The 16,796-nt window shown below is 61.8% G+C and carries 17 protein-coding genes; 13 read left to right on the top strand and 4 right to left on the bottom strand.

Features of this window, described 5'->3' with window-relative positions:
• The first annotated feature begins 3 nt into the window (after window positions 1-3).
• The 7 genes from rpsK (at window position 4) to QQS38_RS17200 (ending at window position 5,964) form a co-directional block, all read left to right on the top strand.
• Complete coding sequence (gene rpsK, locus QQS38_RS17230; RefSeq protein ID WP_017777173.1) at window positions 4-408, top strand: 30S ribosomal protein S11; 405 nt, start codon at window positions 4-6, stop codon at window positions 406-408.
• 153 nt (window positions 409-561) lie between these two features.
• Window positions 562-1,185, top strand: coding sequence for a 30S ribosomal protein S4 (rpsD, locus tag QQS38_RS17225; RefSeq protein ID WP_479646583.1), 624 nt, complete (start codon window positions 562-564; stop codon window positions 1,183-1,185).
• A gap of 124 nt (window positions 1,186-1,309) precedes the next feature.
• Window positions 1,310-2,287 (top strand): DNA-directed RNA polymerase subunit alpha, encoded by a 978-nt coding sequence (locus tag QQS38_RS17220; protein WP_277430363.1) that lies wholly within the window; start codon window positions 1,310-1,312, stop codon window positions 2,285-2,287.
• Window positions 2,288-2,451: 164 nt separating this feature from the next.
• Window positions 2,452-2,847, top strand: coding sequence for a 50S ribosomal protein L17 (gene rplQ / locus QQS38_RS17215; protein ID WP_173256852.1), 396 nt, complete (start codon window positions 2,452-2,454; stop codon window positions 2,845-2,847).
• A gap of 234 nt (window positions 2,848-3,081) precedes the next feature.
• On the top strand, window positions 3,082-3,408 hold the full coding sequence (gene cutA, locus QQS38_RS17210) for a divalent-cation tolerance protein CutA (RefSeq protein ID WP_479646599.1): 327 nt from the start codon (window positions 3,082-3,084) through the stop codon (window positions 3,406-3,408).
• Complete coding sequence (dsbD, locus tag QQS38_RS17205) at window positions 3,401-5,260, top strand: protein-disulfide reductase DsbD (protein ID WP_479646582.1); 1,860 nt, start codon at window positions 3,401-3,403, stop codon at window positions 5,258-5,260. The genes cutA and dsbD overlap by 8 nt, the downstream gene beginning before the upstream one ends.
• A 290-nt stretch (window positions 5,261-5,550) precedes the next feature.
• Window positions 5,551-5,964 (top strand): hypothetical protein, encoded by a 414-nt coding sequence (locus QQS38_RS17200; protein ID WP_479646581.1) that lies wholly within the window; start codon window positions 5,551-5,553, stop codon window positions 5,962-5,964.
• Between the two features lie 131 nt (window positions 5,965-6,095).
• On the opposite strand, the gene hemB is transcribed toward QQS38_RS17200, so the two are convergent.
• Together hemB and yihA are read right to left on the bottom strand one after the other, a co-directional pair.
• Window positions 6,096-7,094 carry a porphobilinogen synthase gene (gene hemB / locus QQS38_RS17195; protein ID WP_479646580.1) on the bottom strand — a complete coding sequence of 333 codons (999 nt, stop codon included), beginning with the start codon at window positions 7,092-7,094 and terminating at the stop codon, window positions 6,096-6,098.
• 296 nt (window positions 7,095-7,390) lie between these two features.
• Entirely contained in the window at window positions 7,391-8,038 is a 648-nt protein-coding gene (gene yihA, locus QQS38_RS17190; RefSeq protein ID WP_479646579.1) for a ribosome biogenesis GTP-binding protein YihA/YsxC, read from the bottom strand.
• A gap of 325 nt (window positions 8,039-8,363) precedes the next feature.
• On the opposite strand from yihA, the gene QQS38_RS17185 reads away from it, so the two are divergent.
• The 5 genes from QQS38_RS17185 (at window position 8,364) to msrQ (ending at window position 14,643) form a co-directional block, all read left to right on the top strand.
• Window positions 8,364-9,023 (top strand): c-type cytochrome, encoded by a 660-nt coding sequence (locus QQS38_RS17185; protein ID WP_479646578.1) that lies wholly within the window; start codon window positions 8,364-8,366, stop codon window positions 9,021-9,023.
• A 211-nt stretch (window positions 9,024-9,234) separates the two neighbouring features.
• The gene (locus QQS38_RS17180; RefSeq protein ID WP_479646577.1) at window positions 9,235-11,469 is read left to right on the top strand and encodes a cytochrome c biogenesis protein ResB; all 2,235 of its coding nucleotides are present in this window, start codon (window positions 9,235-9,237) and stop codon (window positions 11,467-11,469) included.
• 15 nt (window positions 11,470-11,484) lie between these two features.
• Entirely contained in the window at window positions 11,485-12,666 is a 1,182-nt protein-coding gene (gene ccsB / locus QQS38_RS17175; protein ID WP_479646576.1) for a c-type cytochrome biogenesis protein CcsB, read from the top strand.
• Between the two features lie 196 nt (window positions 12,667-12,862).
• Entirely contained in the window at window positions 12,863-13,867 is a 1,005-nt protein-coding gene (gene msrP / locus QQS38_RS17170) for a protein-methionine-sulfoxide reductase catalytic subunit MsrP (protein WP_479646575.1), read from the top strand.
• A 32-nt stretch (window positions 13,868-13,899) separates the two neighbouring features.
• Window positions 13,900-14,643: a protein-methionine-sulfoxide reductase heme-binding subunit MsrQ gene (gene msrQ, locus QQS38_RS17165; protein WP_479646574.1), complete on the top strand. Its 744-nt coding sequence runs from the start codon at window positions 13,900-13,902 to the stop codon at window positions 14,641-14,643.
• A gap of 63 nt (window positions 14,644-14,706) precedes the next feature.
• Here the strand turns inward: msrQ and lysA are convergent, their stop codons facing one another.
• The gene (lysA, locus tag QQS38_RS17160; protein WP_479646573.1) at window positions 14,707-15,969 is read right to left on the bottom strand and encodes a diaminopimelate decarboxylase; all 1,263 of its coding nucleotides are present in this window, start codon (window positions 15,967-15,969) and stop codon (window positions 14,707-14,709) included.
• 15 nt (window positions 15,970-15,984) lie between these two features.
• The gene (gene lptM / locus QQS38_RS17155) at window positions 15,985-16,290 is read right to left on the bottom strand and encodes an LPS translocon maturation chaperone LptM (RefSeq protein ID WP_479646572.1); all 306 of its coding nucleotides are present in this window, start codon (window positions 16,288-16,290) and stop codon (window positions 15,985-15,987) included.
• 53 nt (window positions 16,291-16,343) lie between these two features.
• On the opposite strand from lptM, the gene cyaY reads away from it, so the two are divergent.
• A complete protein-coding gene (gene cyaY / locus QQS38_RS17150) occupies window positions 16,344-16,661 on the top strand; it encodes an iron donor protein CyaY (RefSeq protein ID WP_479646571.1) in 318 nt (105 codons plus the stop codon).
• Window positions 16,662-16,796 lie beyond the last annotated feature (135 nt).

Raw genomic sequence — 16,796 nt, 5'->3', positions numbered from 1 at the left:
GTAATGGCTAAGGCTTCGAACAACACCGCGGCGCAACGCGTTCGCAAGAAGGTCAAGAAGAACGTCGCCGAGGGCGTGGTTCACGTTCACGCGTCGTTCAACAACACCATCATCACGATCACCGATCGCCAAGGCAACGCCCTTGCTTGGGCGACTTCGGGTGGCCAAGGCTTCAAGGGCTCGCGCAAGTCGACGCCGTTCGCGGCTCAGGTTGCAGCGGAGTCGGCCGGTCGCGTGGCGATGGAGTACGGCGTGAAGAACCTCGAAGTGCGGATCAAGGGCCCTGGCCCCGGTCGTGAATCGGCGGTGCGTGCGTTGCATGGTCTTGGTATCAAGATCACGGCAATCTCCGACGTGACTCCCGTTCCGCACAACGGCTGCCGTCCGCCGAAGCGCCGTCGTATCTAAGACGCGCGCCAGTACGACGCCTGCTGGCGCATTTGTGCGCCAGCAGGCTATTTGCGTATGTTGATTGTTTGACTAAGTCCACCGTTCGACCCATCCCGGGTACGAACTAGCGCAGACGCAAGTTTGCGTGACTAAACATAGAAGGAATGCAAAGTGGCACGCTATACCGGCCCTAAAGCCAAGTTGTCCCGCCGTGAAGGCACCGATCTGTTCCTCAAGAGCGCGCGTCGCTCGCTCGCCGACAAGTGCAAGCTCGATAGCAAGCCGGGCCAGCACGGCCGCACCTCGGGCGCACGTACGTCCGACTATGGCACGCAGCTTCGCGAGAAGCAAAAAGTGAAGCGCATCTACGGCGTGCTCGAGCGTCAGTTCCGCCGCTACTTCGCCGAGGCCGATCGCCGCAAGGGCAACACGGGTGAGAACCTGCTGCAATTGCTCGAGTCGCGTCTGGACAACGTCGTCTATCGCATGGGCTTCGGCTCGACGCGCGCAGAAGCGCGTCAGCTGGTGAGCCACAAGGCGATCACGGTGAACGGCCAGGTTGCCAACATCCCCTCGCTGCAGGTGAAGGCCGGCGACATCATCTCCGTGCGCGAACAAGCCAAGAAGCAAGCGCGTATTCTCGAAGCCCTGTCGCTTGCCGAGCAAGGCGGCCTGCCGAGCTGGGTGGCGGTCGATGCGAAGAAGTTCGAAGGCACGTTCAAGCAAATGCCGGAACGTAGCGATATCGCCGGCGACATCAACGAAAGCCTGATCGTCGAATTGTATTCGCGCTAATTGTATTTACGGCCGGGGTACCTCGATTGCGTTGCGCAAGGGTGTACCTCGGCTGTTTATTTTTAGGGTGTTACCGGTCAGCCTTATCGGTGTAACGAGCCGAGGGTATTGAAAAGGAAAACCTATGCAAACCAGTTTGTTGAAGCCCAAAATCATCGCTGTCGAATCGCTGGGCGAAAGCCACGCGAAGGTGGTCATGGAACCGTTCGAACGCGGTTACGGCCACACTTTGGGCAACGCGCTGCGGCGCGTCCTGCTGTCGTCGATGGTCGGCTATGCCCCGACCGAAGTGACGATCGCAGGCGTGGTGCATGAGTACTCCACGCTCGATGGGGTGCAGGAAGACGTCGTCAACCTGCTGCTGAACCTGAAGGGCGTCGTGTTCAAGCTGCATAACCGCGATGAAGTGACGGTTACGCTGCGCAAGGAAGGCGAAGGCCTCGTGACGGCTCGCGACATCGAATTGCCGCACGACTGCGAAGTGATCAACCCCGATCACGTCGTGGCGCATCTGTCCAAGGGCGGCAAGCTCGACGTGCAGATCAAGGTCGAGAAGGGTCGTGGTTACGTGCCGGGCAACGTGCGTCGCTACGGCGAGGAAACGGCCAAGATCATCGGCCGCATCGTGCTCGACGCGTCGTTCTCGCCGGTTCGCCGCGTGAGCTATGCAGTGGAAAGCGCGCGTGTCGAGCAACGGACGGACCTCGATAAGCTCGTGATGAACATCGAAACCAACGGCGTCATCTCGCCCGAGGAGGCGATTCGTCAATCGGCACGGATTCTCGTCGACCAGCTGGCGGTGTTCGCAGCCCTGGAAGGCACGGAAGCCGCTGCGGAAGCGCCGTCGCGTGCGCCGCAGATCGATCCGATCCTGCTGCGCCCGGTCGACGATCTCGAGTTGACGGTGCGCTCGGCCAATTGTCTGAAGGCAGAGAACATCTACTACATCGGCGATCTGATCCAGCGCACGGAAAACGAGCTGCTCAAAACGCCGAATCTCGGCCGCAAGTCGCTGAACGAGATCAAGGAAGTGCTCGCTTCGCGCGGTTTGACGCTCGGCATGAAGCTCGAAAACTGGCCGCCGGCCGGTCTCGACAAGTAGCGGTGTTGGGGCGCGAGCGCCCCAAGGTCTGGCGAAGACGCGGATTTTCCTTTAAAATCCGCGTCTTGTCTTTTTTTCATACCGGCCCGTGTCTTCACCGCTAGTGGCGTTTCGCGGTGGGACGATAGAAGAGCTGGATCAAAACTTCGAATCAAGGAACTGAAATGCGTCACCGTCATGGTCTGCGGAAACTGAACCGCACGAGCAGCCACCGTTTGGCAATGCTCCGTAATATGTCCAACTCGCTGATCGAGCACGAAGTCATCAAGACGACGCTGCCGAAGGCGAAAGAACTCCGTAAAGTCGTCGAGCCCCTCATCACGCTCGGCAAGAAGCCCTCGCTCGCGAACCGTCGCCTGGCGTTCAACCGCCTGCGCGATCGCGATTCGGTCACGAAGCTGTTCGACGTGTTGGGGCCGCGCTTCGCGAACCGTCCGGGTGGCTACCTTCGTATCCTGAAGTTCGGTTTCCGTGTTGGCGATAATGCACCGATGGCGCTCGTGGAATTGCTCGATCGTCCGGAACCGGTGGAAGCGGAAGAAGTGCAAGACGCCGAATAAACGGAGCAGCGCGCTAGCGCGCGTGACCTGATTATTCAGCAAAAGGGCCAAGCGCGAGCTTGGCCCTTTTGCATATCTAGGATGCAATCACCTAGGCCGCATGAGCATGGTCGCAGGCTGCAATCCGAGGCCACGCCGGGCGGAAGTGGCCTTGGCGACATCGATCGAGGCGCGCGCGGCGTCGGTGATAGGATAGCGACGTATTCACCGCTTCCGAGGTGCTCCGTCGTGTCGTTGCCCGTCGTGCTGATGCTCACCACCGTTCCCGACCAGGAATGGGCGCAACGGCTTGCGCAGATGGCTCTCGACCAGCGTCTAAGCGCCTGCGTGACCGAACTGGGTACCGTGCGCTCGCGTTACCGCTGGAAGGGGCAAGTTCAAACAGCGGAGGAAGTCCAGTTGTTGTTCAAGACCAGCGCTGTGCGGGCGCATGAGCTCGAGCAATTTATTCTTGCAAACCACCCGTACGAAACACCCGAAGTCCTCTCGTGGCCAGCCGCCGCATCGAGCGGCTACGCGCAATGGGTGGAGACCGAAACGCACAGAGCGACACATGTTTAGCCCGCTTCCCGATCCGACGCGACTCTTCTCGCGCCTGGTATTGCTCGTCATCACCTGCGTTTGCCTTGGGGCGGGGCTTACGAGCCTCGCCCACGCCGATGATTTCCTCGACCCATCCGTGGCGTTTCGCTTCAATGCGGACGAAGCGCCGCACGAAGTCGACGTTCACTTCAAGATCGCCGACGGCTATTACCTTTATCGCGAGCGGTTCCAGTTTGCGGTCAAGGGCGGCGCCGCTACGCTGGGCCCTGCGCAATTGCCGGCCGGCCACATTAAATTCGATCAGACCTTTCAAAAGAACGTCGAAACGTACCGCGGCGATCTGACCGTTCGCGTGCCCGTGCAGGCCGCCTCAGGACCGTTCGACCTAGTGGTGACGTCGCAGGGTTGTGCCGACGCGGGAATTTGCTACCCGCCGGCGGAGCACGTCTATCGCGTGAGCGGAGCGGCGTTGCGCGCGAGCGCCGTCCCCGGCGGGAACCCTCGAGCGGCCGTATCCGACGAGCAGCGTGGCTCGTGGTACGAGCGCGTGACGAGTGCCGATTACGCGCAATCGCTGCTGGAAGGCGGTAGTTTCGCTGCTACGGTCGGGCTCTATTTCGTGGCGGGCCTCGTTCTTAGCCTGCTGCCCTGCTCCTATCCGATGATTCCGATCGTATCGGCGATCATCATCGGGCAGGGCGGCAAAGTGTCGCACAGGCGCGGTTTCGCACTGTCGCTGGCGTACGTCATCGGCATGTCGCTCGTATACACCGTGCTCGGGATCGCGGCGGCGCTCGTCGGTCAATCGTTGGGTGCTTGGCTGCAGAATCCGTGGGTGCTGGGCGCCTTTGGTGTGTTGTTGACTGCGTTCGCGCTGACGCTGATCGCGGGCGTCGATCTCGTGCTGCCGCAGGGCTGGCAGGACAGCGTATCGCAGGCCACGAGCCGTCGCTCGGGCGGCACCTTCGCGGCCGTGGCGGCAATGGGCGCGCTCTCCGCGCTGGTCGTCGGCGCATGCATGACGGCGCCGCTCTTCGCGGTCTTGGCATTCATCGCGCATACCGGCAACGCGGTCCTCGGCGGGTTCGCTTTGTTTTCCATGGGGCTGGGCCTCGGTGTGCCCCTGCTGATCATAGGCCTTGGCGCGGGTACGCTGTTGCCGCGCGCCGGAGCCTGGATGGATGGTGTGAAGGTGTTTTTCGGCGTCGTACTGTTGGCGGCGGCGCTCTGGATCGTCTGGCCGGTTTTGGCTTCGACGCCACAGATGCTGCTCGCGGCCGTGTGGCTGTTGGTCGCGGCGGCCGCCTTGGGCTTGTTCACGCCGAACGCGGGCGGGCCCTCGATTTGGCGCCGCTTGGGCCGGGGCCTTGGCGCTGGGCTGGCCATTTGGGCTGCGGTGCTGCTCGTCGGCCTTGCTGCCGGCTCCAACGATCCCTTGCGGCCGCTCGCCGTGCTGGCCGCGCGAGTTGGCGGCGAATCCGCCACACCGGCCGCGGCAGGCCCGACGCAGGGGGCTTTTGCGCCCGTCCAATCTTCTGCGAACTTGGACGCGTTGCTCAAGACTGCCGCTCGGCCAGCCATGCTCGACTTCTATGCCGACTGGTGCGTGAGTTGCAAGGAAATGGAGCGTTTCACGTTCTCGGATAAACGAGTGCAAGCGCGTTTGGCGCAATTGCAACTGCTGCGCGCGGATGTCACGGCCAATAACGTCGAGGATCAAATGCTGCTAAAACGATTCTCTTTGTTCGGGCCACCAGGCATTATCTTCTTCGACCGAGCGGGGAACGAGGTTTTGCGCGTTGTCGGGTACGAATCGGCGGACACGTTCCTGCGCAGCCTGGATCGCATTGCGCCTGCGCTGCAGTCGTAGCCTTGGAGGACGCTTTGGCTCGGCGGGGGCGCTGCTCATCGCGCCGCTGCGCAACGTGTCGCGTCCGTCAATTCCTCTCCAGATCCAAACGCATCGGTAAGCCGTAATAACGAACGGTGGCCTGATCGCATTAAGGCACATACCGTTAAGAAAGCCGAATTTGGAAGAATTTCTTTCAATTATTCCATTTGTTGGGTAAGCGGATCGCCTATAACCGACCCAGATCAAAATCACTCCGTCAATGCTCGTTCTTTTGTCTACACTTCAGCGGCTCCATTGGAGATGCATGAATGATGTTCAATCTATCGCTATACGGAGAACTGAAGATGGAACCCAAAGCAGAGGTGTCGCGTACTTCATGTCATTACCGGCTGTATCCCGGCGGAGAGCAAAACGCGCTCGCGAATTACTATTTCACGGTCGATAAAACCCGGGTCAACAATACTCCAAATGAGGTTTGGGCCGTGACCATTGAAATCGAAACGTCCGCTGGGCGTCGTGTTCAAGCGACCGTCCCTTTGAAGGACAACGAATTCGTCGATATTCCCGAGAACGGCGATGAAAGCCGCGCTCCACATGTGAGCGGGTATTTTATCCTTCGCGAGCAAAGTGGTTCAAAGGCGGTTTTCTTCGGCGGAACCCTCTGGGCCAAGAAGGAAGACGCACCATTCACCCAAGTTCACGGCTTAATCGCGGTGGTTTGACGCATGCCTTGGCGGCATCGACCAAGCAGCGCGAAAGGGGGCGGCGCCTCGGGCGGCCGCTCCCTTTCCTCGCTACGTGATTTCCGCGTCCAACGTTGATCCGATTGGGACGTGTTCCGGGTGCGAGCCGCCTATCTTTGCGCGCGCAACAGCCGCGCGGCATCGAGCGCAAAGTAAGTCAGCACACCATCTGCCCCCGCGCGCTTGAACGCTAGCAGCGATTCCAGCATCACCTTGTCGTGGTCGAGCCAGCCGTTCTGCGCGGCCGCCTTGAGCATCGCGTATTCGCCGCTGACCTGGTAGACGTAAGTTGGGAACCGGAATTCGTCCTTCACACGGCGCACGATGTCGAGATACGGCATGCCCGGTTTGACCATCACCATGTCGGCGCCTTCCTCGATGTCGAGCCGCACTTCGCGCAGCGCTTCGTCCGAGTTGGCGGGGTCCATCTGGTAGGTCATCTTGTTGCTCTTGCCGAGGTTCGTCGCTGAGCCAACCGCATCGCGGAACGGGCCATAGAAAGCCGAAGCATATTTAGCGGCGTACGCCATGATGCGCGTGTAGATATGCCCCTCGCTTTCGAGCATTTCGCGCAGCGCTCCGATGCGCCCGTCCATCATGTCGGAGGGCGCGACGATGTCGACACCGGCTTCGGCCTGGGCGCGCGCCTGGTCGACGAGAATTTCCACCGTCTCGTCGTTGAGGACGTAACCGGCTTCATCGAGCACGCCGTCTTGACCATGGCTCGTATAGGGGTCGAGCGCTACATCCGTCAGCACGCCGAGGTCCGGAAAGCGCCGCTTGAGCTCGCGCACCGCCCGCGGAATGAGCCCTTCCGGGTTGGTGGCTTCGCGGCCGTCGGGCGTTTTCAGCGAGGGCTCGATGGCCGGAAACAGTGACAGGACCGGAACGCCCAGCTCGACACACTGCTCGGCCACATGCATGAGCAGATCGACCGAAACACGTTCGACGCCCGGCATGGAGGGCACCGCATGGCGCACGTTGTTGCCGTCGACGATGAAGACCGGGTAGATGAGGTCGTTCGTCGTCAGCGTGTTCTCGCGCATGAGGCGGCGCGAAAAATCGTCGCGGCGCATGCGGCGCGGGCGGTGATGCGGATAGAAGCTCATAGGGTGGGATCGCTATCGAATTGGCGGAAAACGCCGGCGCAGCCGGCGCAAATACTCTGGCAAACAATGGTATATGATAGCGATCGAGCGAAGCGCGTGCCGCCGAAAGGCACACGCGGCGGACCTCCCCGCTTCTCCTCCCTGAGCGGGTGCCTGTCGTTTTTCGATTAGGCCGTTTGACCCGCCGACGTTCGGCGGGTTTTTTTATGTGCGATTTTTCGTCGTTTTAGCGGCACTTGCCGCGGCGATGCGTCGCATCTCGGCGGCCCGCGTGCGACGGCCTCGCGCGACGCGCGTCAATCGGCCGCGCCGTTCTGCGCGCCCCGCGCGAACCAGCCTTCGATCCGAGCGTGCGCTTCATCGAGCCCCACGCGTTTGAGCGCCGAAAACAATTGGGCGCTGAGCTCGCCCGCGTAACCCGCGGTGCGATATTCGGCAAAGCCTTTCTCCGTCGCGCGCAGTGCGTTGGTGCATTCTTGCCGCGTCAGTTTGTCGCATTTGGTCAGCAAGCTGTGGATCGGTTTGCCGGTCGGCGCAAACCATTCGATCATGCGCCGGTCCAGGTCGGTCAACGGCCTGCGGGCATCCATCATCAAGATCATGCCGCGAAGCTGGGCGCGGCTTTGCAGATAACTGGAAAGCAGCGCTTCCCAGTGCGCCTTGGCCGCGCCGGGCACCTCGGCGTAGCCGTAGCCGGGCAGATCGACGAGGTAGCCGACCGGCTCGATTTCCGGCCCGACGCTGAAGTAGTTGATATGCTGCGTGCGCCCTGGCGTCTTACTCGCGAATGCGAGCCGCTTTTGGTTGCACAAAATGTTGATGGCCGTCGACTTGCCGGCGTTCGAGCGGCCCGCGAAGGCGATCTCGGGCTGGACCGTGGCGGGCAGGTCGCGCAAGTGATTGACGGTCGTGTAGAAGCGGGCTTGATGCAACAGGAGGGCCATGGCGAGACAGGAAGGAGAGCGTGTGCAACGCCCGAGTGGCGGCGCTCATGAGCGCCGGGGCATGCCCGACTGGCGTCTTGGCGGTTAGCGAGTTATTGTACAATACGACGGTTTACTGACGACCGGCCGCTGTGTTTGCCCGCATCACGCAAGCGCTTCGAGCTTTTGGCCGCGTGGCTTTTAGCGGCAACGGGTCGCCGTTTTTGCATTGACCTCTCGGGGACATCGCCGGACCGCTTGGCGATCCTGCCGCCTGTTCAGGCGGGCTCGGAAACCGGGCGTTTGAGGGCACTCTATTCTCACAAGACAGAAACCGGGTGTGCGAATGAATCGACTGTGCAAGTCTTTGCAGGTGCTTCAGGTCGTGGCAGCAGCAAGTTTATTGGGGTGGGCGGCGCAAACGCGAGCGGCGGATTCACCGAAGCCGGACATCAATCGGGGGCAGGCGATCGCAACGCAAGTGTGCGCTTCTTGTCATGGCGCGGACGGCAACAGTGCGACCGGGTCTTTTCCGAAGTTGGCGGGGCAGCATGAGGCCTATCTCGTCAAGCAGTTGAAAGATTTCAAAGTGCAAGCGGGCGCGCAGGCCGCCGCTCGCAGCAACCCGATCATGGCGGGGATGGCGGCAGCGCTCTCCGATAGCGACATGATCAACGTGGCCGCCTATTTCGCGGCGCAAACGCCCAAGCCCGGCGTTGCGCACGATGCGGCAACGGTGCCTGCGGGGCAAAAGATTTATCGTGCGGGTATCGCCGATAAAGGCGTGCCGGCTTGCGCGAGCTGCCATGGGCCGACGGGAACGGGCATCCCGGTGCAGTACCCGCGCATTTCCGGGCAGTGGGCCGACTACACGGCCACTCAGCTCCATGCGTTTGCGCAAGGTCCCGGCGCCCGGAACAACAACGATGCGATGCATGGCATCGCATCGCGGTTGTCGGACAATGACATCAAAGCGGTCGCCGACTACGTCGCCGGCTTGCATTGAGCGCCACCGTGAACGAATAACCGCCGGGTGTCCCGGCGAGAAGAAGAAAAGGGTGGGAGCGCCACCGCCATAGGCGGTCGGCCCTCACCCTTTTTTGTTGTGTTGCTGTGCATGGAACCCGAGCGGGCGCGAAAGCGCACACCCGGGTCGACCGCGAAGCATGAGGCCCGAGTCGCCGCCAAAGCGCCAACTCTGGTCGACAGGAGTCGGAATGAGCGTTACCACCTCGGGTTACGAAGTGAAGTCCAATCGGCGCGTGCTGAAAAGCGCGGTCGAGTTGATGAGCTCCATGCGTTTTGCCATCGCGTTGCTCGTCGTGCTCGCGATCGCCAGCATCGTCGGCACCGTGCTCACGCAAGACGATCCCTATCCCAACTACGTCAACCAATTCGGCCCGTTTTGGGCGGACATCTTCCGCGCGCTCAGCCTGTACACGGTCTACAGCGCTTGGTGGTTCATGCTGATTCTCGGCTTCTTGATCGTCTCGATCTCGCTTTGCGTCGTGCGCAACGCACCGAAGATGATCGCGGACATCAAGAGCTGGAAGCTCAAAGTGCGCGAAGGCAGCCTGCGCGCGTTCCATCACAAGGCCGAGTACGAGGCGCGCGCATCGCGCGCCGATGCCGCGGCGCAGCTCTCCACGCTGGCGGGCAAGCTCGGGTATCGCTATCTCGTGCGCGAAGTGGACGGCGCTACGCTGATCGCTGCCAAACGCGGCGCCATGGCCAAGATCGGATACATCTTTGCGCACCTGGCCATCGTCGTCATCTGTATCGGCGGCTTGATGGACAGCAACCTGCCGATCAAGCTCCAAATGTGGCTGTTCGGCAAGTCGCCGGTCTCGACGAGCGCCGTCATCAACGACATCTCACCGGCGCACCGTCTCTCCCAGTCCAACCCGACCTTCCGCGGCTACGCGTGGGTGCCCGAGGGGCAGCACGTATCGACGGCCATCCTCAATCAGCCCAACGGCTCGCTGATTCAAGACCTGCCGTTCTCGATCGAGCTCAAAAAGTTCATCGTCGACTATTACTCGACGGGCATGCCCAAGCTCTTTGCGAGCGACATCGTCGTGATCGATCACGAGACCGGCAAGCGCGTCGCCGCCCGGGTCGAAGTGAATAAACCGTTCCAGTACGACGGCGTGTCGATCTATCAATCCAGCTTCCAGGACGGCGGCTCGGAGATGTCGATGACAGCCTGGCCGATGACGAGCGATTCTGACAAGACCATGCCCGTCAATGGCGCGATCGGGAGTTCCGCACCGCTGTCGGCTTCGATGCCGGGCGTGAATGGACAGACGGTCGAATTCGCCGATTTCCGCGCCATCAACGTGGAAAACATCACGAACGGCAACGGGCAAACCGACGCGCGCGGCGTGGCGGCGCATCAATCGCTCAAAGAAGTTTTCGACGAACGGCTGGGGTCGGGGGCGAAATCGTCCATGCCGCGCGATTTGCACAACGTCGGGCCGTCGGTCCAATACAAGATTCGCGGCACGGACGGCCAAGCGCGCGAGTTCAACAACTACATGGTGCCCGTCGAAGTCGACGGTGCCCGGTTCTTCCTTGCCGGCATGCGCACGACCCCGAACGATCCGTTTCGGTATCTGCGAATTCCCGCCGACGAGCAAGGCAGCGTGAAAGAGTGGATGATGCTGCGCGCCGCGCTGGAAAATCCCACGCTGCGGGCGCAGGCCGCCCATCGCTTTGCGCAACGTTCGATCGCCGATTCGAACCCCGAGCTGCGCGCTCACCTAGAGGAAAGCGCGACGCGCGTCTTGTCGCTGTTCTCCGGAGCCGAGACCGTGCCAGGCAGCCTACCGCCCGGGCAGCGCGCCGGTGGCTTCCAATCGATCGCCGCATTCATCGATCATTCGGTACCGAAGGGTGAGCAGCAGAAGGCGGCATCGCTATTGCTGCGTATGCTCGAAGGCTCGACGTGGGATCTTTGGCAACTGGCGCGCGAGCGAGCCGGCGAGGCCGACGCGCCCGCGAACGCCAACGCAAGCCGGTTCGTGCAAAATTCGATCAATGCGCTTTCCGACAGCTTCTTGTATGGATCGCCGGTCTATCTGCAGCTAGATTCGTTCAAACAGGTGCAGGCTTCGGTTTTCCAACTCACGCGCGCGCCGGGTAAGAAAGTGGTGTATCTTGGCAGCCTGCTTCTCGTGGCCGGCATTTTTTCGATGTTCTATATCCGTGAGCGGCGGCTTTGGTTCTGGCTGAAGGACGCGGCCGCGGGCACCTCGGTGGTGATGGCGATGTCGACGGCGCGCAAGACGCTCGATTTCGAGAAAGAATTCGGGAAAGTTCGGGATGCCGTCGGCGCAGTGCTGGGCGCACACGCACATCAGGCCGCTTCGTCGCGTGACAGCGCGCGCGAGCACGCGCGTGCCGAGACGCCCCGCGCGACGATAGCGTCGTCTTCCGACTCGCAAGATTGATCTTCGGTAATCATCATGGATTTGACACACGTTTCCCCCTCTGACCCGGCAGCTTCTCCGCAGTCGGGCGCCTTGGACGAGCGTTCGTTCCTGCGCCGTTTGGGCGTATTCGACTGGCTCTTCGCCGTCGCCGTGGTCGGTGGCGCCGGCTTTGGGCTGACCCGGTATCACGGGTTCATGAATTACTACGATAAGCTCGTGCTGGTATGCACCGTGCCCGCGCTCGTCGTGCTCGGCTGGCGCTGGAAGCCCGTGCGCCTGCTCGCCGTGGGCATTGCGGCGCTTGCGCTACTGTCGCTGCAGATCTACCACGGCGACCTATCCCGGGCCGACTCGGCGTTCCTGCTCAAATACTTTTTGTCGAGCCAGTCGGCGATTCTTTGGATGAGCGCGCTTTTCGTGCTCGCCACGCTGTTTTATTGGATCGGCATGCTCTCGCGTTCGCCGTCGGGCGGCGCCATCGGCTCCAAGCTCACCTGGTTCGCCGTCCTGATGGGCTTTACCGGCATGATGGTGCGCTGGTACGAGTCGTACCTGATCGGCGCCGACGTCGGCCATATTCCGGTTTCGAACCTCTATGAAGTGTTCGTACTGTTTTGTCTGATTACGGCGCTGTTCTACCTCTATTACGAGCAGCACTACGCCACCCGCGCATTGGGCGCCTTCGTTCTGCTGGTCATCAGCGCCGCCGTCGGCTTCCTGATGTGGTACTCGGTCGCGCGCGACGCACAGCAGATCCAGCCGCTCGTCCCGGCGCTGCAAAGCTGGTGGATGAAGATCCACGTGCCGGCGAACTTCATCGGCTACGGGTCGTTCGCACTTTCGGCGATGGTGGGCGTCGCCTATTTGCTCAGCGAACGCGGTGTCTTCACCGATCGTTTGCCGCCGCTCGTCGTGCTCGACGATGTCATGTACAAGTCGATTGCCGTCGGTTTCGCCTTTTTCACGGTCGCAACCATCCTCGGCGCACTGTGGGCGGCCGAAGCATGGGGCGGGTATTGGAGCTGGGATCCGAAAGAAACCTGGGCGTTGATCGTGTGGCTCAACTACGCGGCATGGCTGCATATGCGCTTGATGAAGGGGCTGCGGGGTACGGCTGCTGCATGGTGGGCGCTCACCGGCTTGCTCGTCACCACGTTCGCGTTCCTGGGCGTAAATATGTTCTTGTCGGGCCTGCATAGCTACGGCAAGCTGTAACCGATGCGCCGGCGCCGACATCGGTCGCGCTAGTCACGTTCGTAATAAGAAACCGCCGCATGGTTGCGCCATCGGCGGTTTTTTCTTTGATCGATGCATCCGAGCGCGGGTGGCGCACGTATTCATCGCGAGGGGTCCGAAAGGCGTTCGACCGACGCCGTGATCAAGCGGCCCAGGTTCTTTGAGGAGCAGCATCGTGTCGATCAACCGAGAGCAACGTGTCCTACTGACCGGCGAGGACATCGCCCTTAGCGAAATCACGCCGCGTGCAATGTTCGAGAATCGGCGGCGCGTGCTACAGGCAGCGGGCGCTGCGGGACTCGCGGCCGCAGGCGGCGCGCTAGGCGTCAGTCGCGCCGCTTTCGGCGCGTATGCCTCGCCCGACCCCAAAGCGCACAAACTGGCCGCCGCGACGAATCCGAAGTTCGTCGTTACCGATAAGGTCACGCCTTACAAGGATGTGACGACCTACAACAACTACTACGAGTTCGGCACCGACAAAAGCGACCCTTCCCACAACGCGGGTACGCTGCGGCCGCATCCGTGGCGAGTGAGCGTGGAAGGCGAGATCAAGAATCCGAAGGTGTACGACATCGACGAACTGCTCAAGCTCGCGCCGCTCGAGGAACGCGTTTATCGGCACCGCTGCGTCGAGGGGTGGTCGATGGTGATTCCGTGGCTGGGCTATCCCCTCGCAGAACTCATCAAGCGCGTGCAGCCTACCGGCAACGCCAAGTTCGTGCAGTTCATCACGCTCGCAGACCCTTCTCAGATGCCAGGGCTTGCGGAGCCGATTCTCGATTGGCCGTACTCCGAGGGCTTGCGCATGGATGAAGCGATGAATCCGTTGACGCTGCTCACGGTCGGAATATATGGGCAGGTATTGCCGAACCAGAACGGGGCGCCGATCCGTATCGTCGTCCCTTGGAAGTACGGGTTCAAGAGCGCGAAGTCGCTCGTGAAAATCCGGTTCGTCGAAAAGCAACCGCCGACCAGTTGGAACACCTATGCGCCGAAGGAGTATGGGTTCTATTCGAACGTGAACCCGGAGGTGGATCACCCGCGCTGGAGTCAAGCCACCGAGCGGCGCATCGGCGAGGACGGATTCTTCACGCCGAAGCGCAAAACGTTGATGTTCAACGGGTACGGAAATCTCGTCGCCTCCCTGTATCAAGGGATGGACTTGCGCAAGTACTTCTGACTTCTGACGCCAGGCTCGATGGAGCGCATTTCATGTCACTCGACACACAAACGTTGACGGGCCGCGGCGCCGGTCGCGATTCAAGCGGCCCGCGGCCCGTTCGTTCGACTCCAGCCGGACATGCTCGCTCGCGCGCCGCCGAGCAGCGCTGGATCGCACCGGCCAAGATCGGTGTCTTCGTCGCCGCGCTTCTGCCGCTCGCGCGCCTCGTGCTGTTCGGCTTGACCGACCGGCTCGGCGCCAATCCGATCGAATTCATCACGCGTTCCACTGGGCTCTGGACTCTCGTCTTCCTGTGCATCACGTTGACGGTGACGCCGCTGCGCCGGTTGAGCGGCGTCAATGCGTTGCTGCGGTTTCGCCGCATGCTGGGACTTTATGCGTTCTTTTACGCGACGCTGCATTTCACGACGTACATTTGGTTCGACAAATGGTTCGATGTGGCCGAAGTCGTAAAGGACATCGGCAAGCGGCCGTTCATCACGGTCGGCTTTGCTGCGTTCCTGCTGTTGATTGCGCTGGCAGCGACCTCGCCGCGCGTCGCCGTGCGCCGACTGGGGCGGCGCTGGCTGACGCTTCATCGAGCGATTTACGCGATCGCCGCGCTCGCGATTTTGCACTTTTGGTGGATGAAGGCAGGCAAACACGATCTCATCTTGCCGAAGATCTATGGCGCGATCGTTATCGTGCTGCTCGGGTGGCGCGTGGCCGTTTGGGCGCGCGGCAAGCTGGCCGACCGCAGCGGCAATGCATCGAAACCCAAGCCCGCGAGATAGCAGAAGAAGCCGCCTAGCGCACAACTGCTCGGCGGCGATGGGACAACCGGCGCTGTGCCGGAATCAGGCCGGCAGGATGGATTCGCCCGCAAACAACTCGCGCACGGTTTCGCGCGCACGCACGAGGTGGACCTGAGCGCCGTCTACCATGACTTCCGCCGCGCGCGGACGCGTGTTGTAGTTCGAGCTCATCGCGAACGCATAGGCGCCCGCCGAACGGATTGCGAGCAAATCGCCTGGCTTGACGGCGAGGGCGCGATCGCGCCCCAGCCAGTCGCCGCTCTCGCATACAGGCCCGACCACATCGTAGACAGTGGGCGTATCTTGGCGCGGTGTGACGGCATCGATCGCGTGATACGCCTGGTACATGGCCGGTCGCGCCAGGTCGTTCATTGCGGCGTCGACAATTGCGAAGTTTTTCTCCGCACCGGGTTTCAGGAATTCGATGCGCGTGAGCAGGATGCCGGCGTTACCCGTCACCGAGCGACCCGGCTCGAAATACACTTCACGATGACCATGGCCGCGCGCCGCGATCCGCTCGAGCAGCGTGCGCACGAACACGCCGGTGTCCGGCGGCGTTTCCTCCGAATACGTGATGCCGAGCCCCCCGCCGACGTCGATGTGGCGGATGGCGATGCCGTCCGACTCGATTCGCTCGACGAGGTCGAGCAATTTATCCAGCGCATCGAGGTAAGGGGCGATTTCGGTGATCTGCGAGCCGATGTGGCAATCGATGCCGAACACTTCGAGGTGTTCGAATGCCGCGGCCGCGCGATAGGCCGCGCGCGCCTCGTCGAACGCGATGCCGAACTTGTTCGCCTTCAGCCCCGTGGAAATGTAGGGGTGAGTCTTCGGATCGACATCAGGATTGACGCGCAGAGAGATCGGCGCTTTCTTGCCGCACTCGCCCGCGATGGCGTTGAGCCGGTCGAGTTCAGGGATCGATTCGACGTTGAAGCATTTGACGCCGGCGTCGAGCGCCTCGCGCATTTCCGCCGCGCTCTTGCCGACGCCCGAAAATACGATGTCTTTGGCTTGTCCGCCTGCCGCGAGCACGCGAGCGAGCTCTCCGCCCGAGACGATATCGAAGCCGGCGCCCAGGCGTGCAAAGACGTTGAGCACCGCCAAATTGCTGTTGGCCTTGACGGCGACATGCACCGATGCGCGGTGTCCGGCGCATGCTTGTGCATAGGCCTGATAGGCTTTCGTCAGCGCCGCGCGCGAGTAGATGAAAAGCGGCGTGCCGAACCGTTCGGCGAGCGTGACGGCGCTGACGCCTTCGGCGTGCAGCACACCGTCGACATAGGCGAAGGCGGAGGGAGACATGCGGGAGTCCTGCGTTTATTGATCGGGTGCGGGGCTCGACGCCGCACCGGCGTCAGGCGTGGGGTGTTCGGCGTTCGGCGCTGTGCCGAGCGAATCGGCTGGCGCCAATGTCAACGGCGCCCGCGCTTGCGCGCCCGATGCCGCTTGCGAGCCGCTATCCGAATCTTGCGCGGATGGCCCGGTGTGAAGCACCGGCTTTTCAGGCAGCGGCGGGACGGACGGCAGATAAAGCGGCCCGCGTTGGCCGCAGGCGGTTAGCGCCGCGCTTGTCGCAACGGCCAAAGCCGCTACAATCGCGCTCATCCTGAAAACGACTCGCATGACTGCCTCTAGGACCTCAAGAGCTGTGATGTGTTTAACCGGCGGAGTTTAGCATGACCGACAGCGACTACCTTGGCCGAGCGGAAGCCGTTCTCACGCGAATCGAGCAAGCTGCCGACGACAGCGACGCCGATATCGAGATCGAGCGCAGCGGCAATGTTTTGACGCTCGAATTCGAGAACGGCTCGAAGATCATCGTCAATCTGCAACCGCCGATGCAGGAAATCTGGATCGCCGCAAAAGCAGGCGGGTTTCACTTCAAATTCGTCGACGGACAGTGGCAGGACACGCGCAATGGCCGCGAGTTCTTCGAGTCCCTGTCCGATTACGCCACGCAGCAAGCCGGCGAGCGCGTCCAATTCGCGGCGTAGTGCGTTGGCGACACGATTTGCGGCGCAAGGCGCGACGCCTCCCGGTTCGTTCTCGGCTTGAAGCCGCGTTGTCGTGGGCCGGGCCAGCGTGCGCGGCGTTCGCTACAGCGCCAGCTATCGGTCCACCCATTCATC

It is taken from the genome of Trinickia sp. Z7, from assembly GCF_056498045.1.
The sequence above is the reverse complement of the archived record's forward strand: the minus strand, read 5'-3'. Positions and strand labels throughout refer to the sequence as shown.